The following is a 21,244-nucleotide window of genomic DNA, read 5'->3' as shown; positions in this document are numbered from 1 at the left end:
GGATCACCGCCGGAGGACCTCAGACCTGCTCGCGCAGGAGTTCCGTGCAGGTGGTGATGCACTCCCCGTCATCGAGGGAGCAGGTGGTGATGCACTCGAAGTAGGCCTCCACCGGATCGCCGAAACTCTCGGCGTGCACCTCCAGGGAGGCCACACCCAGCACCTCCGCCATGACGCCAGCCCCGTCACTGCTGAACTGTGCATCATCCAGCCGGTCGGAGAGGAGATCGGAGCCACGATCGGCGCGGTGTTCGCCGCGGTGATCGGAATCAAGCTGTGATTGCGCGGGCTGGACAGTCATGGCTCGATGGGGTTGCGGCTGGTGTTTTTCACCGTATGGCCAGGCTTCTGTGGGCACAAGCAGGTTGAGCAGGGATACTCAGAACGGCATCAAGCAATGTGAAGCAGGTCTCCTCCTTGCCCAGCGCGACCCCCAGTCCGGAGCGTCTTTCCCCGCCCGCAGGCCCGCCCGGCGATGGCACCTGGGTGCTGGAACTGGAGCGCCGGGCGCGCCGGCACGGCTCGGGGATCGGCCCGGCCCAGGTGAGCGGTCCCTGGGAGCTGCGCCACCTCTGGGGCCGCGAGCGGGCCACTGCCCAGGAGACTCCGGCGGCCCTGCTGCGGCTGCTGGGGGCCCGCCTCACGATCAGCCCGGCTGAGGGTGAGCGGCCCGGCACGCCGCTGCGGCTGGCCAACAGCGTGCGCATCGGCGCGCTGGAACTGCGCTTCCTCGGCTGGGGGCGCCTGGTGGGGCGGCGGCCGCTGCTGCAGTTCGGCTTCGAGGAGCTGGAGCTGCGGCTGGGCCCGAGGCGGCTGCTTCGCCGCCCCGTGCCCCCGGGCGATCCCCGCCGGCAGCCCTTCTTCGCCCTGATCGCCGCCGGCAGCGACGGCCAGGGCCGCTGGCTGCTGGCCCGCGGCCGGGGCGGCGGGCTGGCCTGCTGGCGCTGTCCGTCAGCAGATGCGGGGCAGCAGCTCCCCGCTGAGCGGTAGGAGCAGCCGCTCGGTGCCGAGGGCCGTGGCCAGCAGCACCCGCGGCCCGGCGCCGGCGGCCGGCGGCCGCACCGTGCCGATCCAGGCCGCCCCGGTGGGGTGGGGCAGGGCCGCCAGCACTGCCAGGGCCCGCTCCAGCTGAGCGGCGGGCAGCACCGCCAGGAAGCGGCCCTCATTGGCCAGGTGCAGCGGTTCGAAGCCCAGCAGCTCGCAGGTGCGCGCCACCGGCTCGAGCACCGGCAGGCGCTGCTCCTGCACCGCGAACTCCAGCCCCGAGGCCTCGGCCAGCTCCGCCAGGGCGCTGGCCAGGCCGCCGCGGGTGAGATCACGCAGGCAGTGGGGGGTGAGGCCAGCCTCCAGCAGGGCGGCCACCTGGGGCCAGAGCGGGGCACAGTCGCTGAGCACCGGTGGCTGCAGGTCGAGCCCGTGGCGGGCGGCCAGGATCGCCACCCCGTGGCGGCCCAGGTCACCGCTCACCAGCAGGGCGTCGCCGGGCCGGATCGCCCCTGGCCCGATCGGCTCGGCCGCCTCGATCACGCCGATGCCGCTGGTGCTGATGAACAGGCGGTCGGCCTTGCCTCGCTCCACCACCTTGGTGTCGCCGGTCACGATGTTCACCCCGCAGGCGCCCGCCGCCGCCCGCATCGAGACCACCATGCGGCGCAGCAGCGCCAGCGGCAGACCCTCCTCCAGGATGAGGGCCACGCTCAGGTGAGCCGGCCGGGCCCCGGCCATGGCCAGGTCGTTGGCGGTGCCCGTCACCGCCAGGCGGCCGATGTCGCCGCCGGGAAACTCCAGCGGCTGCACCACGTAGGAGTCGGCGGTGAAGGCCAGCCGCCCGCCCGGCAGCGCCAGGCTGGCGGCATCGTGCAGCACCGGGGCGGGCTCGCCGTAGAGCGGCAGCAGCTCGCGGCGGATCAGCTCCTGCATCAGGCTGCCGCCGCCGCCGTGGGCCAGCTGGATCCGCTCGGTCATCGGCAGGGGTGGGGCGGCGGACCGGTGCGCTGGGCGGAGAATGGCAGATCCGCCGCGCGATCCGCCGCCCGATGGCCATGGCCACACCCTCCCGAGCGCTGCGCACCGCCCTGGCCCCCCTGGCCCTGCTCAGCGGCGCCAAGTCGTTCCGCGACAACCCGGTGATCGGCAGCCGGCGGCTCAACCGGCTCGGCCTGCACGTGGGCCGCATCCGCCTGGCCGACGCCGTCACCGCCCAGCGCCGCTGGCGCCTGGGCCGGCGCATCGATCCGGCCGACCGGCGGCAGTACGCCGAGCAGGGCTACGTGATCCGCGAGAACCTGCTGCCCCCCGAGGCGTTCGAGGCCCTCAGGCGGGAGATCTACGGCAGCGCCTGGCCGCGGCTGGAGATGCGCCAGGGCAACGCCGTCACCCGCCGCGTCGCCCTCGACCGCGCCCGCCTGCGCGGCAGCCATCCCCAGCTGGAGGCGCTGCTGGCCAGCCGCGAGATCGTCAACCTGATCCGCTACGTGGCCGGCACCGGCGCCGAGCCGATCTTCTCGCTGCAGGCGATCCTGGCCGGGCTGCCGAGCAAGCGGCCCGATCCCCAGGCCACCCTCCACGCCGACACCTTCCACTCGATCGCCAAGGCCTGGTTCTTCCTGCACGACGTGGCCGAGAGCGAGGGCCCCTTCGCCTACGTTCCCGGCTCCCACCGGATGACCCCGGAGCGGCTGGCCTGGGAACGTCGCCAGAGCCTGGAGGCCGCCGATCACCCGATGGCCTACCACGCCCGCGGCTCCTTCCGGGTGGGGCCGGACGACCTGGCGGCCATGGGTCTGCCGGCAGCGCGCCGCTTCGCCGTGAAGGCCAACACCCTGGTGGTCGCCGACACCCGCGGCTTCCACGGCCGCACCGCCAGCGACCACCCCACCTGCCGGGTGGAGATCTACGCCTCCCTGCGCCGCAACCCCTACCTGCCCTGGAACGGCCTCGATCCCCTGGCCCTGCCCTGGCTGCGCGACCGCGTCGGCAGCCTGCAGCTCTCCGCGCTGGAGCGGCTGCAGGGGCTGGGGCTGGCGAAGATGCCCTGGAAACCGGCCGGTCAGGGGCCGATCGACGCCGGTTTGGCTGCTGCGGCAGCGGCTGGGGCTGGCCGGTAGCGGTGGTAGGCGGCACAGGCCCCCTCGCTCGACACCATCGGCGCCCCCAGCGGGTGCAGCGGCGTGCAGGCGCTGCCGAAGGCGGGACAGTCGGGCGGGGTGGCCTGGCCGCGCAGGATCGCACCGGCGATGCAGGGCGATGGGTCGGCGCCGGGCTCCGCTGGCTGCTGCTGCAGGGGGCGATCCACCGCGAAGCGCGCGCGGGCATCGAGGCGGCGGTACTCCCCGCGCAGGGCCAGCCCGCCGCCGGCCAGCACGCCCAGGCCGCGCCAGGGCTGGTCCACCACCGCGAACACGCTCTCCATGAGTGCCTGGGCGGCGGCGTTGCCCTGGGGCCGCACCACCCGCCCGTAGGCGTTCACCACCTCAGGCCGGCCCGCCTCCAGCCGCTGCACGCAGGCCAGCAGACCGGCCATCACGTCGGCGGGCTCGAAGCCCGTCATCACCACCGGCAGCCGGTGCCGCTCCACCAGCGCCCGCAGCTCCGCCAGGCCCATCACCGAGCCCACGTGGCCGGCCGCCAGGAAACCCTGCACCCGGTTGCCGGGGTCGGCCAGGATCGTGGCCATGGCCGGCACCACGCGCACGTGGGCCACCAGCAGCGACAGGTTGGCCAGCTCCAGGGCCAGGGCCTGGCGGGCCAGCAGCGCCGTGGCCGGGGCGGTGGTCTCGAAACCGACGGCCAGGAACACCACCTGGCGCTCGGGGTGGCCGGCGGCCAGCTCCAGGGCCTGCAGCGGCGAGGTGAGCAGGCGCACGTCGCCGCCGCCGGCGCGCACGACCAGCAGGTCGTCCCCGGGGTCGCTGCCCGGCACCCGCAGCATGTCCCCGTAGGAGCAGAGGATCACCTCCGGCCGGCGCGCCAGCTCCAGGGCCGCGTCAATGGTGGCGGCCGGCGTCACGCACACCGGGCAGCCCGGTCCGTGGATCAGCTCCACCCCCGGCGGCAGCAGCTGGTCGAGACCCCAGCGCACAATCGCGTGGGTCTGGCCGCCGCACACCTCCATCAGGGTCCAGGGCCGGGTGGTGATGGCGGCCAGTTCGGCGGCGAGCTCGGCCACCCGGGCGGCAGGGGAACTCAACGCCGGCGTCTCGGTCACGGTCTCGGTCTCGGTCTCGGTCTCGGCCTCGGTCACGGTCACGGGCGGTAGCTCTGCAGCACGCGCATGTACTGGGCGCGCTCGTATTCCCCCGGCTCGGCGCAGCGCTGCTGGCTCATGCAGCCGATCAGCTCCTGCAGCGAGCCGTAGTCGTGCTCCAGCAGCCAGGTGATCAGCTCCTCCTCGATGCCGCGCAGGCGCTCCGGCCCGTGCCGCAGCAGCGCCGCCACCAGCTGGGTGGCGCAGGCGCCGGCCATCAGCAGCCGCACCACGTCGGTGCCGCGCGCCACGCCGCCGCTGGCGATCAGATCCACCGGCTCGCGGCCGTGCAGCAGGGCGATCCAGCGCAGCGGCAGGCGCAGGTCGTGGGGCCCCGAGAGCAGCAGGTTGGGACGCACCTCCAGCTCCTCGATGTCGATGTCGGGCTGGTAGAAGCGGTTGAACAGCACCAGCCCGTCAGCGCCGGCCTGGCCCAGCCGCCGGGCCATGGCCCGCAGGTTGGTGAAGAACGGGCTCAGCTTCACCGCCAGGGGCAGCCGCACCTCGGCGCGCACCTCGCGCACGATCTCCTCCACCTGGTTCTCGATCGCGGCGCTGCTCAGCTCCGGATCGGTGGGCAGGTCGTAGATGTTCAGCTCCAGGGCGTGGGCGCCGGCCGCCTCGATGCGCCGCGCCGTCTCCACCCAGCGGCCGGGCTGGCTGCCGTTGAGGCTGGCGATCACCGGGATCTGCAGCCCGCGGCGGGCCTGCTCGATCAGGCGCAGGTAGAGGTCCTGCCCCTCGTGCAGCACGGCGGTGTCGGGCAGGTAGCTGAGGGCCTCGCCGTAGCTCTCGGCCCCATGGCTGGCATGCCAGTGCAGGTCGAGCTGCTCCTGCTCGATCTGCTCCTCGAACAGCGAGTGCAGCACGATCGCCGCGGCCCCCTGGCGCTCCAGCTCCTGCAGCTGCTCGAGGTGCTCACTGAGGGGCCAGGCGGCGCCCACCACCAGGGGGGTGCGCAGAGGCAGGCCGAGATAGGTGGTGCTCAGGTCCACGGCGGTGCCCACGTTCATGACGCGTCTCCCTGGGACTGGCCCGGAGCGCCGGCCAGGGCCCGGTAGGCGGCCCAGCGGCGGTCGAGCTCGGCCTGGGCGGCACGGCCCAGCTCCCGGGCCCGCTCCGGCTGGCTATAGCGCAGCATGCGGAAGCGGTTCTCCGCCGCCATCCCCTCCTCCAGCCTGCGCCGCGGCGGCGGACTGTCGAGCTGCAGCGGGTTCTCGCCCCGTTCGGCGCGGCGCGGGTCGTAGCGGTAGAGCAGCCAGCGGCCGGTGTCCACCGCCAGCTTCTGGTGGGCCATCCCCTTGGCCATGTCGATGCCGTGGGCGATGCAGTGGGAGTAGGCCAGGATCAGCGACGGCCCCGGATAGCTCTCGGCCTCCAGGAAGGCGCGGATGGTGTGCTCGTCGCGGGCGCCCATGGCCACGCTGGCCACGTAGATGTGGCCGTAGGTCATCGCCATCAGGCCGAGATCCTTCTTGCCGGCGGGCTTGCCGGAGGCGGCGAACTTGGCCACCGCCCCCAGCGGCGTGGCCTTCGAGGCCTGGCCGCCGGTGTTGGAGTACACCTCGGTGTCGAGCACCAGGGCGTTCACATCGCGGCCGGCGGCGAGCACGTGGTCGAGGCCGCCGAAGCCGATGTCGTAGGCCCAGCCGTCGCCGCCCACCAGCCACACGCTCTTCTTCACCAGGGCATCAGCCAGCTCCAGCAGCTGACGGGCCTCCGGCCCCTCCACGCCCTCCAGCCGCCGCTTCAGCTCGGCCACCCGCTGGCGCTGCTCGGCGATGCCGGCCTCATCGCCCTGGTCGGCGTCGCGCAGCCCGTCCACCAGGGCCGGGGGCAGCTGATCACCCGCCAGCGCGCCCGCCAGGCGCTGCAGCAGATCGAGGGCCATGCGGCGCTGCTGATCCAGCGCCACGCGCATCCCGTAGCCGAACTCGGCGTTGTCCTCGAACAGCGAATTGCTCCAGGCGGGGCCGCGCCCCTCGGCGTTGGCGCTCCAGGGGGTGGTGGGCAGGTTGCCGCCGTAGATCGAACTGCAGCCGGTGGCGTTGGCGATCAGCATGCGGTCGCCGAACAGCTGGCTGGCGAGCTTGAGGTAGGGCGTCTCGCCGCAGCCCGCGCAGGCCCCGGAGAACTCGAACAGGGGCTGCTGCAGCTGCTGCTGGCCGATCTTGTGCAGGTTGAGCCCACCCCGCGGCGCCTCGGGGAGCTGCAGGAAGAAGTCCCAGTTGGCCCGGGCCTGCTCGCGCAGGGGCCGCTGCGGGGCCATGTTCAGCGCCTTGCGCTTCGGCTCGCTGCGGTCCCGCGCCGGGCACACCTCCACGCAGAGGTTGCAGCCGGTGCAGTCCTCGGCCGCCACCTGGATCGTGAACGTCTGGCCGCTGAAGGCGTGGTCGCGGGCCGGGGCGGTGCGAAAGCCCTCCGGCGCAGCACTGAAGGCCTGGGGTTCGGCCACCTTGGCGCGGATCACGGCGTGGGGACACACCAGCACGCACTTGCCGCACTGCACGCACAGATCGCTCTCCCACACCGGCACCTCGGCGGCGATGTTGCGCTTCTCCCAGCGGGAGGTGCCCACCGGCCAGGTGCCGTCGCAGGGCAGGGCGCTCACCGGCAACGCGTCGCCGCGGCGCTCGAGCATCGGCGCGATCACCTCGCGCACGAAGGCCGGCGCCTGCTCCAGCCGCCCGGCCATGGAGGGGTCGGCGGTGTCTGCGGCAGCGGCGGCAGCGGCGGCCTGGCCCGGCGCCGGGGCGGCGGCATCGAGCTGCGGCCAGTCGAGGGCATGGAGGTGATCGAGGCTGGCGTCGAGGGCGGCCAGGTTCATCGCCACCACCGCCTCCCCCTTGCGGCCGTAGGTCTTGCGGATCGAGGTGCGGATGCGCTCGATCGCCTCCTCCCTCGGCAGCACGCCGCTCACCGCGAAGAAGCCGGCCTGCATCACCGTGTTGATGCGCGAACCCATGCCCGCCTCGCGCGCCACGCGGCTGGCATCGATCACCCACACCCGCAGCTGCTTCTCGCGGATCTGCTGGCGCAGGCTCTCCGGCAGCCGGCTCCAGCTCTCGGCGGGCTCGTAGGGACTGTTGAGCAGGAACACCCCGCCGGGCTCGATGCCGGCGAGCAGATCGAAGCGGCCCAGAAAGTCCCACTGGTGGCAGGCCACGAAGGTGGGGCGCTGGATCAGGTAGGTGGAGCGGATCGGCCGCGGCCCGAAGCGCAGGTGCGACACCGTCACCGAGCCGGATTTCTTCGAGTCGTAGACGAAGTAGCCCTGGGCGAACAGATCGGTGCCCTCGCCGATGATCTTGATCGCCGCCTTGTTGGCGCCCACGGTGCCGTCGGAGCCGAGCCCGTAGAACACGGCCCGCACCTCGCCACCTGCCCCACCCTCACCTGCGCTGCCCGCACCACCGCCCGCCCCGGCCAGGGGCCGTTCGGTGACGAAGTCCTCCTGCAGCGGCAGCGAGAGATGGGTGAGATCGTCGTCGATGCCCACCGTGAAGTGGTTGAGCACGGGGCCGCCCACCAGCGCGCCCTTGAGGTGATCGAACGCGGCCTTCACCATCGCCGGGGTGAACTCCTTGGAGGAGAGGCCGTAGCGGCCGCCCAGCACCTTCGGCAGCGCCGCCGCCCCGGCCGTCCCGTGCACGGCGGTCCACTGCTCGGCGACGGCGGTGAGAACGTCGAGGTAGAGGGGTTCGCCGCTGGCGCCCGGGTCCTTGCAGCGGTCCAGCACGGCGATCGCCCGGGTGCCGGCCGGCAGGGCCTCCACCAGCAGGCGGGCGGAGAACGGCCGCAGCAGGCGCACCTTGAGCAGCCCCACCCGCTCGCCGGCGGCCTGCAGCACCTCCAGGGTCTCCTCGGCGGTCTCGCAGCCCGAGCCCATCAGCACCAGCACCCGTTCGGCGTCGGCCGGCCCCACGTAGTCGAAGGGGCGGTAGTGGCGGCCGGTGAGCGCGCCGAAGCGCTCCATCGCCTCCAGCACATGCCCGGGGGCTTCGTCGTAGAAGCGGTTCACCGATTCCCGCGCCTGGAAGTACACGTCGGGGTTCTGGGCGGTGCCGCGGATCACCGGATGGTCGGGGCTGAGGGCGCGGGCCCGGTGGGCGCTGATCTCGGCCTCGGGGATCAGCTGTCGCAGCGTGTGTTCGGGCAGGGGATGGATCTTCTGGATCTCGTGGGAGGTGCGGAAGCCGTCGAACACATGCAGGAACGGCAGGCGGCTGCGCAGGCTGGCGCGGGTGGCGATCGCAGCGAAGTCGCCCGCCTCCTGCACCGAGGCGGAGCAGAGGATGGCGCAGCCCGTGCCGCGGGTGGCCATCACGTCGCTGTGGTCGCCGAAGATCGACAGCCCCTGGGCCGCCAGGGAGCGGGCGGCCACGTGCAGCACCGCCGGTGTGAGCTCCCCCGCCAGCTTGTAGAGATTGGGGATCATCAGCAGCAGCCCCTGGCTGGCCGTGAAGGTGGTGGTGAGGGCGCCGGCCTGCAGGGCGCCGTGCACGGTGCCGGCGGCCCCGGCCTCGCTCTGCAGCTCCACCACCGACGGCACCGAGCCCCAGAGGTTGGGCCGGCCCTCGGCCGCCCAGGCGTCGGCCCACTCGCCCATCGGCGAGGCGGGGGTGATCGGGTAGATGGCGATCACCTCGTTGAGGCGATAGGCCACCAGGGCCACGGCCTCGTTGCCGTCCACCGTGATCGTGGCGGTGGCGGTGGTGGCGTCAGGGCCGGGGCTGGTCTGGGTGGCGGTCATGGGAGCGGGAGGCGGAGGGCTGGCTCGTCGTCGTCGTGCACCAGGCTCAGGGCCACGCCCACATGCACCAGCACCCGATCCCCCACCACCGCCTCCGGCAGGCAGGCCAGGCTCACCTGCTGGCGCACGCCGCCGAAATCCACCTCGGCACAGCGCCAGAGCGGATCGGCCGTCGCTGCAGCCCCGGCAGCTGGATCAGCCGCGCAGGTGCCGGCCACGGGATGGCCGTCGCTGATCGCCAGGATCACTCCGGGCGTGGCCAGGCACATGGGGCGGACGTGCGGGGTGCGGAGGCGCCCGGCGTTCAGGAGGGGGCGCCCGATTTCGTTATAGGCCGGTGCTTCAGGGCTGCCCACAGCTGGCCCAGGGCCAGCCCGCCGTCGTTACACGGCAGTTGCAAAGGCCACCAGGGCTCCAGGCCGGCGGCCCGCAGGCCGTCGATGCAGCCCTGCAGCAGCAGGGCGTTCTGGAAGCAGCCGCCGCTCAGGGCCACCCGCCGGCAGCCCGTGGTCTCGGCTGCCCGCTGCGCCGCCGCCACCAGCGACGCCACCAGCGCCCCATGGAAGCCGGCGGCCAGGGATGCTGCATCCTCCCCTGCCGCCCGGGCCGCCAGCAGCCGGCGCAGCGGCGGCTCCCAGTCCAGCCAGCCCAGGGGCAGCGCCGGAGCCGCACCCGCCGGCGCGGGCGCCAGGGGGGCAGGCACCAGAGGCGCGAGCACCAAAGGCAGAGTCGCGCGCTCCGCCTCCGCTTTCGCCTCCGGCTCCAGCCCAGCCCCCGCCCGCTCGCGCCAGCGGTGCGCCAGCCCCTCCAGCAGCAGACCGCTCTCCCCCTCGAAGCTCTGCTCCTGCACCACCCCCAGCAGGGAGGCAACGGCGTCGAACAGCCGTCCCAGGGCCGAGGTGAGGGGGGCGTTGCAGCCGCTGGCCACCGCGTCCGCCAGCAACCGCCGCTCCGGCTCGGCAAAGGCGTCCCGGCAGGCGCGGGCGCCGGGGTGATCGAGCAGGGCCGGATCGGCCGCCAGCAGCAGCCCCAGGGCCGCCCGCCTCGACTCGCGCATGGCCCGCTCCCCGCCCGGCAGCGGCCAGGGCCGCAGGCAGGCCAGCCGCTCCGCCTCGCCGCCGCCATCGAGCAGCAGCAGCTCCCCGCCCCAGAGCGAGGGCCCGGGGCCGGGGCCGTAGCCCAGCCCGTCGGCGGCCCACACCAGCAGCGGCCCCTCGAGGCCGTGCTCGGCCGCCACCGCCAGACCGTGGGCCCGGTGGTGCTGCACCAGCTGCAGGGGCAGGCCCCGGCGCTCCGCGAGGCGCTCCGCCAGGGCCCGGCTCACGTAGCCGGGGTGGGCATCCGCCACCAGCTCCGGTGGGGCCTGGTCCCGCAGCAGCTCCTCCAGCCCCGCCGCCACCGCCCGCTGCTGGCGGGCCCCGGCCAGGTCGCCCTGGTAGGGCGCCACCCAGATGCGCCCGCCGCGGGCCAGGACCGGGGCCGCCTTGAGGTCGCCGCCCAGGGCCAGCACGGTGCGATCGGCGGGCGGTGGCACCGGCAGCTCCAGGGCGGCCGGGGCGTAGCCGCGGGCCCGGCGCAGCAGCAGCGGCCGGGCGTCGATCAGCTGCACGAGCGAGTCGTCGAGGGGGCGGGCGATGGGACGGTCGTGCACCAGGAAGGCATCGGCGATGGCCCCCAGCCGCTGCCGCGCCTCCTCCGGATCGACGCAGAGCGGCTCGCCACTGGGATTGCCGCTCGTGGCCACCAGCGGGCGGCCCACGGCCGCCCCCAGCAGCTGGTGCAGCGGCGAGGCGGGCAGCATCACCCCCAGGGCCGGGCTGCCCGGCGCCACCGCTTCGGCCACCACCGCCGCCGCAGCCGGGTCGTGGCGGCGGCGCAGCAGCACGATCGGCGCTGCCGGCGAGCCCAGCAGGCGCTCCTCCGCCTCTCCGATACGCACCTCCGCCGCCACCCAGCCCGGCTCGCCCACCAGCAGGGCGAAGGGCCTGGCGGGACGCCGCTTGCGCCGCCGCAGCCGCGCCACGGCCGCCGGCTGGGTGGCATCCACCAGCAGCTGAAAGCCGCCCACCCCCTGCAGCGCCAGGATCCCGCCGACGCGCAGCAGCGCGGCCGCCGCGGCGATCGGCTCACCGGGCAGCGCGCCGCCGTCCGCCGCCAGCAGCCGCAGCCGCGGCCCGCAGGCCGGGCAGCCGATGGTCTCGGCGTGGAAGCGGCGGTCGGCGGGATCCTCGAACTCCCGCCGGCAGGCCTCGCACAGCGGGAAGGCGGCCAGGGTGGTGTGGGCGCGGGCGAAGGGCTCGGCGGTGGCGATCGAGTAGCGCGGCCCGCAGGCGCTGCAGCTGATGAACGGGTAGCGGTGACGGCGGCTGGCGGGGTCGGCCAGCTCGGCGCGGCAGGCGGGGCAGGGGGCCAGGTCGGCGGCGAGGGCCGGGGCGATCAGGCCGGGGCCCAGGGGTTGGGCGGCAGCGGCGGCGATGCGCAGGCCTCGGGGCGCCGGCAGGCGGGGCGGGAGCCAGTCAGGCTCCAGTGGCTCCAGAGCGCCGGGGGGCTGCAACGCCGCGGGCAGCCGCCGAACCAGTTGCTCCAGCGCCCAGCGCTCCCCCTGCAACTCCAGCCGCACGGCGCCGGCGACGTTCTCCAGCTCCCCCACCAGCGCCAGTTCCCTGGCCAGGCGGTGCACCAGTGGCCGGAAGCCCACCCCCTGCACCACCCCGCGGCAGAGGAGGCGCAGCCGGGCCTCGGCGCTCATGGCACCAGGGCGGGAACGGCGGCAGGGGCAGGGGCGGGAGCGGGGGCCAGGCCGAGCAGGGCGATCAGGACATCGAGGCCCTCGCCGCTGCGCGCGGAGGTTTCCAGCACCCGGGCCTGGGGGGCGACGCGGGCGATGGCGGCGTGGGCGGCGGCGCGGTCGAAGCCCACCACGTCGGCCAGGTCGATCTTGGTGATCAGCACCAGATCGGCACCGTGGAAGATCGGCGCGTACTTGAGCGGCTTGTCCTCACCCTCGGTGGTGGACACCAGCACCACCCGCAGGCTCTCGCCCAGGTCGTAGGCACCGGGACACACCAGGTTGCCCACGTTCTCGATCACCAGCAGCTCCAGCTGCTCCAGCGCCACCCCCTGGTGGTGCAGGCGGTGCAGCCCCTCGGCCACCATCGCCGCCTCCAGGTGGCAGGCCTGGCCGGTGGTGATCGCCGCGGCGGCCAGGCCGGCGGCCTGGAGGCGGCGGGCGTCGTTGTCGGTGGCCAGATCGCCCACGATCACCGCCAGCCGATCAGGGTCGCCCCCTCCCTCCGCCAGGCGCCGGGCCAGGGCCTCCAGCAGGGCGGTCTTGCCCGAGCCGGGGGAGGAGAGCAGGTTCACCGCCCGCACGCCGGCGGCCGCGAAGCGCTGGCGCAGGGCGGCGGCGCCGGCATCGTTGTGCTGCAGCAGGGCGGTGTGCAGCGGCAGGGTGCGGATGGTGCCGGCAGGTTCGGAGGCGGGCTGTCCGCAGGCGCAGTCGCGGCACATGGCGGCACGGGGCTGGGGCCGCTTTCAAGCTAGGGACGCCAGGCCCGGCGGGCAGCCGGATCCGCGAACCGCAACGGGGAACGCCCCTACGACGCCGACATCAGATCACGGCATCAGGCGCACCATCGTGGATCTGCCGGAGGCGGAGCGGAGTCAGCTCGACGCCCTCTGCCGCCAGCGGGGCTTCTCCCGGGCCCAGGCGCTGCGGGACGCCCTGAGCCGGTGGCTGGAGCAGCAGCCGCAGCATGAAGCCACAGATGAAAAGGTGTTCGGCCTGTGGCGCGACCGACCCGAACGTTCGCTCGACCTGCAGGAGGCCCTGCGTCAGGACTGGGCCGGCCGCTGATGCTGCTGCTCGACACCAACCTGTGGATCGACGTGCTGCGCGGCGAGACCGTCGCCCTGCGCTGGCCGGCTGATCAACTGCGCCCCAGCATCAGCGTGATCCCCTGGATCGAGGTGCTCGTGGGCTGCCGGCCGGGGGAACAGAACCGGGTGGAACCATGGCTGGACGCCTTCCCTCGACTGAACCTGGATCAGACCATCGCCCGGGAGGCTGTGCGGCTTCGGCAGCGCCACGGCCTGAGGGTGCCGGACGCGATCATCCTGGCCACGGCCCGCTGCGCCGAGCTCACCCTGGCCATCCGCAACGTGCGCGATTTCCCACTCGAGCTCGGGGGCGTGACGCACCCCTACAGCCTCACTCCACCTCCAGGGAGAGCAGGCGGAGGTCGCGGCCGCGCAACAGCCGGCGGCTGATGGTGCCGCAGCGGGGGCAGTCGCAGCAGCCGTGCGGGGCTGGGAAGGGAGCGTCGCAGACGGCGCAGTGGCATTCGGCCGGCTCCAGCTCGACGGCCAGCTCGGCGGCGGCCGCGATCGTGCCCGCCATCACCACCGGGAAGGCGAAGCGCAGCGCCTCCACCTCCACCCCCGCCAGCTCCCCCACCCGCAGGCGGATCACCGCGATCCGCCGCGCCCCCTCGGCCCGGGCCGCCGCCAGGGCCTGATCCCGCAGGGCCTCCATCAGGCTGAGTTCATGCATGGCGCTCCAGCCACCCCTGCAGCAACGCCCGGGCAGCAGGCAACACGGCCTGCAGCTCAGCGGAGAGCGCCGTGCCGTGCTCGAAGGCATGGGCCGGCACCAGCAGCAGCTGGGCGGCGGGGGCGCGGCCATAGAGGGCCTGGCTCACCGCCAGCAGAGCGGCCGGCTCCAGGCGGTGGCTGTCGCCGCCGATGCCAGCCGGGCTCAACCGCTGCAGCTGGGGCACCGCACCAGCCGGCACCTGCCAGGCATCGATGAACAGCACCGCCTCCAGCTGCGAGAGCTCCTCGGCCAGTTCGGGCGTGAGCTGCTGCACGCTGCGGCCACCCACCTGCTCAGCCAGCAACGCCCCCACGCCGTCGTCGCCGCGCAGGGGATTGCCGATGCCGATCACCGGGCGGCTGGTGTAAGGGCGCCGCTGCATGGGCCGCTGAGGTGCCGACACTCCAGTGTGGCCATGGGTTGCGGCCGGTGCAGAGGCGGGTGAGGCAGGCGCGGCCAGGGCAAGCCATGGGCTTCCTGGAGGGGTGTGAGCAGGCACTGGCCATCTCGGTGATCAGCGTCGCCGAGCTGATTGCCGGTGCGCGTGTCTGAGCTGAACGTCGAATCTGAACGCCAGCAGCTTGATGGCTTCGTTGATGGATTTTCGTTGACGCCTTTGCAGTCTTGTCGTTGCCCTGATCGCTGCCAGCGTGGATGCCGTGAAGGCAAGGCTGGCCACACTTGCGTGAAGCTCAGTCCAGAGGATCGCCAACAGACGCCAGCTTTGAGGTTCAAACGGCAGAAACGCTGCCCCTGAGTGGCTGGCAAGGAGCCTCGGGCGGTGCAAAAGAGAAATGCTGGCGCCTGTCCACCCAGGGGAGCCTTGATTGACCCTGGACCTATCCAAGTTTATCCCATGCCCGAATTACGAACATCACAGGCAAGAAACATAATAATCCAAATACCAGCGGAGGAGCAACAACTCCAAAGCTCCCCATCATTGCTGCCACAATCAGGACGAGTCCAACAAATGCACACATCACAGCAAAGGGGCCTGCGGTGATTCTCCTTTTGATGAAAGCTGCGCCTCCTCCCACAAGAACGGGCGCGAGCCTAACAGGCCATAATTCGCTGACGTCGAAGCCCGTACCTTTCGTGTTAAGAATAACAAAGACCAGGAACACTCCTCCTAGAACCGCGCCACTCGCGCAGAGCGTGATAAGCATTTCAGCCTGTTTCTTTTGACCCTGATGCTTTGGATTGGACATTGGATGATCGATAGCTTAACCACAGATCGAACAAAGATCACCAGAGGGGGCTCAGGTGTATGGCATTGTTAGCCGATTTCCCGCCGTCATCACAGATCACCTGGCTCGAGGCCGGTGTGCTTGGTGATTCGCGCCAACATCCTGGGGCCAATCTCCTCGCCATCATGGGACGCAAAGACATAGTCCGAATAGTCTTCATGTTCAAGTGTCTTATGAGATCCTGACTGACGCTTGACACTCCATCCAATGGACTGCAAGGCTGCTAACAGTCTCTAGGCTTTGGCTGAAGGCCAGTTACTCATGCAGAGAGTGGAAGCGAAAACTGGATGCTGACTGGCTCGGATTCGCCATTTTCAAGCCGATCAGCGATAACACGAAGGGCTAGTACTTCCGCCTTTGACATTGCATCAGCAGAAGAGCTCCCGTATGCATGGACTCCGGGCAGCTCCGGCACCTCGGCAATCCAACGACCGTCTACTTCTTGTTCGCACTCCAAAGTGAAATTCATGTTTAGATCCCACCTCAAACCACTGTAGCAATATCCCACATGCTAGAGCGCATCCTGTTCCTCCGCTCACCCCGCCGCCCTGCACAGAGATTTGGCTAACGCCCAAGACCAGAAGCGGGCCACGAGCTTGGCACAGAAAATACCAGCTAATCCCGGCTTCTAAATATGGATGTTAGCAGCAATGTTACTGAAACTCGCCCAATACTTTGCCAATGTCAATCTCTTTGGTCAGTGGAAGAGGCGCGATCGCCACATCGGCATGGTCGCCAAAGTGCACTTCTGCAGCGCGCCTTGCTGTTCCATTGATGGCATGATACTTTCCATTCTGGTATTCCCATAGATGAATCCTGGATCGACCGCTCATTGATTTGCCGTAGCAGCCAATGAACTCCCGGTTGGACACTCGCCGCAGTTCGCAAGCAATGGCCGAGCCGGGATAAATCTTGGCATGTAAGTAATGCAAGGTGATGTTGCCAGCCTTGATGTCCGGCTTGCCACATCCAGCAATTGTGACAACTAGAAAGGCTACGGCAGGACTAGAGTTCTTCATCTCAGGCTGCCAATGATCAAAAGATACGGCTAACGCTAATTGGGCGGACCCCCTCTAAGATCTCCCACCCAGCCCTTTCAGCAGTATAAAAACCCCCAACCCTGAGTACGGCACCACGTAAAGCAAGCCACTGCAGGGGCTTTCGAACTCTCGTCGCCAAGGTCCCGGATCTTATGCAGATCCGTAGAAGACCGTTCAATTGGCTACAAGAGCCTCACCCCTCCCCGCTCAATCCCGCACCCGCTCCGCCAGCAGCCGCCCGCCTGCATCCACCAGCTCAATGTGCAGCGGCATCTGGCCGGCGGCGTGGGTGCTGCAGGAGAGGCAGGGATCGAAGCAGCGGATGCCGGCCTCCACGCGGTTGAGCAGGGGCTCGGGGATCTCGGCACCCTCGGCCACCGGTTCGCTGATGAATTCGCGGGCGATCTGGGCCACGGTGCGGTTCATGGCCAGGTTGTTCTGGCCGGTGGCGATGATCAGGTTCACCCGCGTGATCAGGCCGTCGTCATCCACGCGGTAGTGGTGAAACAGGGTGCCGCGCGGCGCCTCGCTCACGCCCACCGCCTCGTTGGCGTTGAGGTCGGCGCGGGCGCGGATGCGATCGGTCATCAGACTGTCGTCGGCCACCAGCTGCTCGATGCCCTCCAGGCAGGCCACGATCTCCACCAGCCGGGCGTGGTGGAAGGCAAACGAGGAGGTGACGATGCGGCCATTGCTCTCGGCGGTGCCGCTGCGCTGGCGGAACTCGGCCAGCTCGGCGTCGGCCCAGGGGGTGCCGATCCGATCGCACACATTCAGCCGCGCCAGGGGCCCCACCCGGTAGATCCCCTCGGGATACCCCAGCGGTTTGTAGTAGGGGAACTTGAGGTAGCTCCAGCTCTCCACCGCCTCACCCAGATAGCTGGCGTAGTCGTCCTCCGAGAGGCCATCGGCCACGATCCGCCCCTGGCTGTCGATGAAGCGGATCGCCCCCTCGATGCACTCCCAGCCGCCATCGGCCGCCACCAGGCCCATGAACAGCGAGGGGAAGTCGCCGAAGGTGCTCTGCTCCCGCTGCAGCGGGCCGTCGAGGAGCTTCTTGTAGAGCTCCAGGGCCGTGGTCACCGTGGCCTTCGCCTCCGGCAGCCGCTCCAGGATCCACGCCCTGGCCTCGGCGCTGAGGGGCGTGCGCACCCCGCCCGGCACCGCCCAGGCGGAGTGGATCTTGCGGCCGCCCAGCAGCTCCAGCACCTGCTGGCCGAACTGGCGCAGGCGGATGCCTGCGCGGGCCAGATCCGGGTCGGCCGCCATCAGCCCGAACACATTGCGCCGCGCCGGATCGCTCTCCCAGCCCAGCAGGAAATCAGGGCTGCTGAGATGAAAGAACGAGAGCGCGTGGCTCTGGCAGAGCTGGGCCAGGTTGAGCATGCGCCGCAACTTGCGGGCAGCGGGCGGCGGCTGGACCGCCAGCAGTTTGTCGCCCGTCTTCGCCGCCGCCAGCAGGTGGCTCACCGGACAGATGCCGCAGATGCGCGCCGTGATGCCCGCCATCTCGGTGAACGGCCGCCCCTCGCAGAAGGTCTCGAAGCCGCGGTACTCCACCACGTGGAAGCGGGCATCGGCCAGCCGCCCGGCCTCATCGAGGTGCAGCGTGATCTTGGCGTGACCCTCGATGCGGGTCACCGGGTCGATCGTGATCGTGCGGGTCATGGGGGCCTCAACGGGGAGGGGGAATCGATCGACGGCTCAGCCGAACTTCAACATCGCCGTGCCTTCCATCGCCGGCGTCTCCCCGCGCAGCAGCGGCTCGATGGCGTCGCGGATGCGCTCCGCCGGCGGCGGGCAGCCAGGCAGGTAGAGGTCCACCGGGATCACCTCGTGCAGCGGCAGCACCCGCTCCAGCAGCTCCGGCACGATGCCGGGAGCGTGGGGGTGCTGGGCGCCGGTGTCGGCCAGCTCCAGATAACCGCGATCGAGCACGCTCTGGCGCGAGCCGCCATCCACGTGGGCCCAGAGGTTGCGCAGACCGGGCACGTTGGCCGTCACGGCGCAGTCGCCGAACGACACCACCAGCCGGCTGCGCTCGCGCAGCTGCAGCGCCAGCTCCAGGTTGTCGGCGTTGGCCACCGCCCCCTCCACCAGGCACACGTCCACCCCCTCGGGGAACTCCTTGACGTCGCTGGCCACCGGCGAGAACACCACATCCACGTGCTTGGCCAACTCGAACAGCCACTCGTCGAGATCCAGGAACGACATGTGGCAGCCGCTGCAGCCGGCCAGCCACACCGTGGCGAAGCGCAGCCGCGGCGGGCTGCCGGCAGGAGACGAGGAGGTGGATGAGGTCATGGGATGGCCGGGGTCACGGGTGCGGTCACTGGTTCAGCCACTGGTGCTGGTCGCGGGCGGCGCGCAGCAGCTGGGGCCGCTCCCGGTGCGCTTCCTTCTCGGCGGTGGTGTCGTCCTTGCGGAAGATGGCGCCGGTGGGGCACACGTCCACGCACTTGCCGCAGGAGGTGCAGGCCGCCACCTCGCCCCAGGGCTGATCGAGCCCGGCGATGATCGAGCACTCCGCCCCGCGATTGGCCACGTCCCAGACGTGGGCCCCCTCGATCTCGTCGCACACCCGCACGCAGCGGGTGCAGAGGATGCAGCGGTGATGGTCGATCGCGAACTGCGGGTGGGAGGCGTCCACCCGGCGGTTGGGGTACTGGTAGGGGAAGCGGGAGTGGTCCATGCCCACCGCCACCGCCACGTCCTGCAGCTCGCAGTTGCCGTTGGCCACGCAGAAGGCGCACACGTGGTTGCCCTCGGCGAAGAACAGCTCCACCGCCATGCGCCGCCACTCCTGCAGCTGGGGCGTCTGGGTGAGCACCGCCATGCCCTCCGCCGCGGCGGTGGCGCAGGCGGGCTGCAGCCTGCCGCTGCCCTCCAGCTCCACCAGGCAGAGCCGGCAGGCGCCCACCGGGGTGAGGCCGTCGAGGTGACAGAGGGTGGGCAGATCGGCACCGGCGGCCCGCACCGCGTCCAGCAGGCTGGCACCGGCGGGCACGGCCACCTCCACCCCATCCACCGTGAGGGTGTGCACGCTCATGGGGTCACCTCCTGCAGCAGGCAGGCATCGAGGGGTTCGCACTGGCCCGGATCCCGGCAGGCCGCCTGGTATTCCTGGCGGAAGTAGTGCAGGGTGCTGAGCACCGGGTTGGGGGCCGCCTGGCCCAGGCCGCAGAGGCTGGTGGCGCCCACCATCCGGCAGAGCGCCTCCAGCCGCTCCAGATCGGCGATCGACGCCTGCCGCTCCACGAAGCGGTCCAGCAGCTGCAGCAGCTGCACGGTGCCGGCGCGGCAGGGCACGCACTTGCCGCAGCTCTCGTTGACGCTGAAGCGCATGAAGTGGCGCGCCACCTCCGGCATCGAGGTGGTCTCGCCCATCACCACCAGACCGCCGGAGCCCATCATCGAACCCAGATCCCGCAGGCTCTCGTAGTCCACCGGGGTGTCGAGCAGGTGGGCGGGGATGCAGCCGCCGGAGGGGCCGCCGGTCTGCACCGCCTTGACGCCGCCGTTGGGGCCGTCGGCCCCCGGCACGCCGCCGCCGATGGTCTGCACAACCGTGCGCAGGCTGGTGCCCATCGGCACCTCCACCAGGCCGGTGTTGGCCACCGCACCGGAGAGGGCAAACACCTTGGTGCCCTTGCTGCCCTCGGTGCCGATCGACGCATACCAATCACCGCCCTCGCGCAGGATCACCGGAATCGAGGCCAGGGTCTCCACGTTGTTGATCAGGGTGGGGGCGCCCCACAGGCCCACCTGGGCGGGGAACGGCGGCCGCGGCCTGGGGGTGCCGCGCTGCCCCTGGATCGAGGCCAGCAGCGCCGTTTCCTCGCCGCACACGTAGGCGCCGGCGCCCACCCGCACCTCCAGGCGCAGGTTGAAGCTGCTGCCGGCGATGCCGGCCCCCAGCAGCCCCTTGGCGCGGGCCTGCTTGAGGGCCAGCCGCAGGCGCTCGATCGCCAGCGGATACTCGGCCCGCACATACACGTAGCCCTGGTCGGCGCCGACGGCGTAGGCGGCGATCGCCATCCCCTCGATCAGCCGGTGGGGATCGCTCTCCAGCACGCTGCGGTCCATGAAGGCGCCGGGATCGCCCTCGTCGGCGTTGCACACCACGGTGCGCGCGCCGGGGGGCTGCAGGGCCACCGTGTCCCACTTCAGGCCCGTGGGGTAGCCGGCGCCGCCGCGGCCGCGCAGGCCGCTGCGCTTCACCTGGTCGCGCACCTGCTCGGGGGTGCACTCCAGCAGCACCCGCTTGAGCTGGGCGTAGCTGCCATGGGCCAGGGCGTCGTCGATCGATTCCGGGTTCACCAGGCCGCAGCCCTCCAGCACCACCGCCTGCTGGAGAGCGAAGAAGGGATCGGCCGGATCGATGCGCCGGCCGGCCAGCGCGTCGCCCTGCCCGTCGCCCAGACCGGTGGCCGCCGCCAGCAGGGCGGGCGCCTGGTCGGGCGTGAGCTCGGCATAGAGCTCGCTGCCATCGCTGCGGTCGAGGGCCACCAGCGGGCCGCGGCCACACAGCCGCAGGCAGCCCACCGGCTTGATCGTCACCGCCTCGGCGGCGCCGCCGAGCTGATCCCGGGCGGCGAGCAGGGCCGCCTGCAGGGCCTCGGAGCCGGCCGAGCGGCAGCCGCTGGCGGCGCAGCAGCGCAGTTGCAGCGGGGTGGGGCCGGCCATCACGACGCTCCCCCGCACGCCGCCCCGGCGCCGTCCGCAAGGCCGAGAGCCTCCAGGCGGGCGTCCAGGGCAGCGGGATCGTCCATCGGCAGGCGCGGCTCCAGCTGGCCGTCCACCACCAGCACCGGCGCCTGGCCGCAGGCCCCCAGGCAGCTCACGTGCTCCAGGGCCCAGGTGCCGTTGCCGGCGGGATCGTCGAGCCGCAGCCCCAGGCGCCGCTCGATCCGGGCCGCCAGCTCACCGCCGCCCTTCACGAAGCAGGCCGTGCCCAGGCACACGGCGCAGCGGTGGGCCGTGGGGGCCTCCAGCCGGAACAGGTGGTAGAAGCTGGCCACCCCGTGCACCCGGGAGAGGGGCAGCTTCAGCTCCCGGGCCACCTGGGCCAGGGCCCCGGCCGGCAGGTAGCCGTAGAGCTCCTGCACCTGGTGCAGCACCTCGATCAGGGCGTCGGCGCGGCCGCGGTGCTGGCGGATCAGCCGCGTGGTGCGCTCCACCGCCTGGGGGGGCAGGTCCGCCTGGGGCGAGGACGGCGCCAAGGGGGGGGACTGCGCTGAGGGGGGCGCGATCATGGCTGGGGACGGGACTGACGCGGCGTGCCCGCCGCTCCTGTCTTCTGCCTAGCCAGCGCCGGCGGGGCTGTCAGCGATTGTGGTGGAAGCGTGGCCTGGAGGCGGAGGG

22 protein-coding genes are annotated in these 21,244 nt (G+C 71.8%); 4 read left to right on the top strand and 18 right to left on the bottom strand.

The window, feature by feature from the left end:
* Positions 1-19: 19 nt before the first annotated feature.
* Positions 20-172 carry a hypothetical protein gene (locus KBY90_RS00300; RefSeq protein ID WP_254966394.1) on the bottom strand — a complete coding sequence of 51 codons (153 nt, stop codon included), beginning with the start codon at positions 170-172 and terminating at the stop codon, positions 20-22.
* A gap of 245 nt (positions 173-417) precedes the next feature.
* Here KBY90_RS00300 and KBY90_RS00295 point away from each other — a divergent pair, with 245 nt between their 5' ends.
* Positions 418-990, top strand: coding sequence for a hypothetical protein (locus KBY90_RS00295; RefSeq protein WP_254966393.1), 573 nt, complete (start codon positions 418-420; stop codon positions 988-990).
* Here the strand turns inward: KBY90_RS00295 and hypE are convergent.
* Positions 952-1,965, bottom strand: coding sequence for a hydrogenase expression/formation protein HypE (hypE, locus tag KBY90_RS00290; RefSeq protein ID WP_254966392.1), 1,014 nt, complete (start codon positions 1,963-1,965; stop codon positions 952-954). The two genes, KBY90_RS00295 and hypE, sit on opposite strands and share 39 nt — an antisense overlap.
* A 77-nt stretch (positions 1,966-2,042) precedes the next feature.
* Here hypE and KBY90_RS00285 point away from each other — a divergent pair, with 77 nt between their 5' ends.
* On the top strand, positions 2,043-3,107 hold the full coding sequence (locus KBY90_RS00285) for a phytanoyl-CoA dioxygenase family protein (protein ID WP_254966391.1): 1,065 nt from the start codon (positions 2,043-2,045) through the stop codon (positions 3,105-3,107).
* Here the strand turns inward: KBY90_RS00285 and hypD are convergent.
* Genes hypD through hypB form a run of 6 tightly spaced genes read right to left on the bottom strand, consistent with a single transcriptional unit; the run spans position 3,050 to position 12,509 of the window.
* On the bottom strand, positions 3,050-4,249 hold the full coding sequence (gene hypD, locus KBY90_RS00280; protein ID WP_396122469.1) for a hydrogenase formation protein HypD: 1,200 nt from the start codon (positions 4,247-4,249) through the stop codon (positions 3,050-3,052). The genes KBY90_RS00285 and hypD overlap by 58 nt on opposite strands.
* A complete protein-coding gene (locus KBY90_RS00275) occupies positions 4,246-5,259 on the bottom strand; it encodes a dihydroorotate dehydrogenase-like protein (protein WP_254966389.1) in 1,014 nt (337 codons plus the stop codon). Before KBY90_RS00275 ends, hypD begins: the two co-directional genes overlap by 4 nt.
* Positions 5,256-8,999, bottom strand: a complete 3,744-nt coding sequence (gene nifJ, locus KBY90_RS00270; RefSeq protein ID WP_254966388.1) for a pyruvate:ferredoxin (flavodoxin) oxidoreductase — start codon at positions 8,997-8,999, stop codon at positions 5,256-5,258. The genes KBY90_RS00275 and nifJ overlap by 4 nt, the downstream gene beginning before the upstream one ends.
* Positions 8,996-9,268 carry a HypC/HybG/HupF family hydrogenase formation chaperone gene (locus KBY90_RS00265; protein WP_254966387.1) on the bottom strand — a complete coding sequence of 91 codons (273 nt, stop codon included), beginning with the start codon at positions 9,266-9,268 and terminating at the stop codon, positions 8,996-8,998. The genes nifJ and KBY90_RS00265 overlap by 4 nt, the downstream gene beginning before the upstream one ends.
* 35 nt (positions 9,269-9,303) lie before the next feature.
* Positions 9,304-11,748 carry a carbamoyltransferase HypF gene (hypF, locus tag KBY90_RS00260; protein WP_254966386.1) on the bottom strand — a complete coding sequence of 815 codons (2,445 nt, stop codon included), beginning with the start codon at positions 11,746-11,748 and terminating at the stop codon, positions 9,304-9,306.
* Positions 11,745-12,509 carry a hydrogenase nickel incorporation protein HypB gene (gene hypB / locus KBY90_RS00255; RefSeq protein ID WP_254966385.1) on the bottom strand — a complete coding sequence of 255 codons (765 nt, stop codon included), beginning with the start codon at positions 12,507-12,509 and terminating at the stop codon, positions 11,745-11,747. Before hypB ends, hypF begins: the two co-directional genes overlap by 4 nt.
* A gap of 127 nt (positions 12,510-12,636) precedes the next feature.
* On the opposite strand from hypB, the gene KBY90_RS00250 reads away from it, so the two are divergent.
* Positions 12,637-12,855 (top strand): ribbon-helix-helix protein, CopG family, encoded by a 219-nt coding sequence (locus KBY90_RS00250; protein WP_254966384.1) that lies wholly within the window; start codon positions 12,637-12,639, stop codon positions 12,853-12,855.
* Positions 12,855-13,268, top strand: a complete 414-nt coding sequence (locus tag KBY90_RS00245) for a PIN domain-containing protein (protein WP_254966383.1) — start codon at positions 12,855-12,857, stop codon at positions 13,266-13,268. The genes KBY90_RS00250 and KBY90_RS00245 overlap by 1 nt, the downstream gene beginning before the upstream one ends.
* Here KBY90_RS00245 and hypA read toward each other — a convergent pair.
* The 10 genes from hypA to KBY90_RS00195 all read right to left on the bottom strand — a co-directional run bounded on the left by hypA (position 13,210) and on the right by KBY90_RS00195 (position 21,102).
* Complete coding sequence (hypA, locus tag KBY90_RS00240) at positions 13,210-13,551, bottom strand: hydrogenase maturation nickel metallochaperone HypA (RefSeq protein WP_254966382.1); 342 nt, start codon at positions 13,549-13,551, stop codon at positions 13,210-13,212. The genes KBY90_RS00245 and hypA overlap by 59 nt on opposite strands.
* Positions 13,544-13,975 carry a hydrogenase maturation protease gene (locus KBY90_RS00235; protein WP_254966381.1) on the bottom strand — a complete coding sequence of 144 codons (432 nt, stop codon included), beginning with the start codon at positions 13,973-13,975 and terminating at the stop codon, positions 13,544-13,546. Before KBY90_RS00235 ends, hypA begins: the two co-directional genes overlap by 8 nt.
* 457 nt (positions 13,976-14,432) lie before the next feature.
* Positions 14,433-14,759 (bottom strand): hypothetical protein, encoded by a 327-nt coding sequence (locus tag KBY90_RS00230; protein ID WP_254966380.1) that lies wholly within the window; start codon positions 14,757-14,759, stop codon positions 14,433-14,435.
* Between the two features lie 131 nt (positions 14,760-14,890).
* Positions 14,891-15,058: a type II toxin-antitoxin system HicA family toxin gene (locus KBY90_RS00225; protein WP_254966379.1), complete on the bottom strand. Its 168-nt coding sequence runs from the start codon at positions 15,056-15,058 to the stop codon at positions 14,891-14,893.
* A 435-nt stretch (positions 15,059-15,493) separates the two neighbouring features.
* Complete coding sequence (locus KBY90_RS00220; RefSeq protein ID WP_254966378.1) at positions 15,494-15,859, bottom strand: hypothetical protein; 366 nt, start codon at positions 15,857-15,859, stop codon at positions 15,494-15,496.
* 228 nt (positions 15,860-16,087) lie between these two features.
* A complete protein-coding gene (locus KBY90_RS00215) occupies positions 16,088-17,548 on the bottom strand; it encodes a Ni/Fe hydrogenase subunit alpha (protein ID WP_254966377.1) in 1,461 nt (486 codons plus the stop codon).
* Positions 17,549-17,584: 36 nt separating this feature from the next.
* Positions 17,585-18,184 carry an oxidoreductase gene (locus KBY90_RS00210; protein WP_254966376.1) on the bottom strand — a complete coding sequence of 200 codons (600 nt, stop codon included), beginning with the start codon at positions 18,182-18,184 and terminating at the stop codon, positions 17,585-17,587.
* Positions 18,185-18,209: 25 nt separating this feature from the next.
* A complete protein-coding gene (hoxU, locus tag KBY90_RS00205) occupies positions 18,210-18,929 on the bottom strand; it encodes a bidirectional hydrogenase complex protein HoxU (RefSeq protein WP_254966375.1) in 720 nt (239 codons plus the stop codon).
* The gene (locus KBY90_RS00200) at positions 18,926-20,566 is read right to left on the bottom strand and encodes a NuoF family protein (protein WP_254966374.1); all 1,641 of its coding nucleotides are present in this window, start codon (positions 20,564-20,566) and stop codon (positions 18,926-18,928) included. The genes hoxU and KBY90_RS00200 overlap by 4 nt, the downstream gene beginning before the upstream one ends.
* Positions 20,566-21,102, bottom strand: coding sequence for an NAD(P)H-dependent oxidoreductase subunit E (locus tag KBY90_RS00195; RefSeq protein ID WP_254966373.1), 537 nt, complete (start codon positions 21,100-21,102; stop codon positions 20,566-20,568). Before KBY90_RS00195 ends, KBY90_RS00200 begins: the two co-directional genes overlap by 1 nt.
* Positions 21,103-21,244 lie beyond the last annotated feature (142 nt).

Source organism: Cyanobium sp. CH-040 (genome assembly GCF_024346135.1).
Lineage (GTDB): Bacteria > Cyanobacteriota > Cyanobacteriia > PCC-6307 > Cyanobiaceae > NIES-981.
The sequence above is the reverse complement of the archived record's forward strand: the minus strand, read 5'-3'. Positions and strand labels throughout refer to the sequence as shown.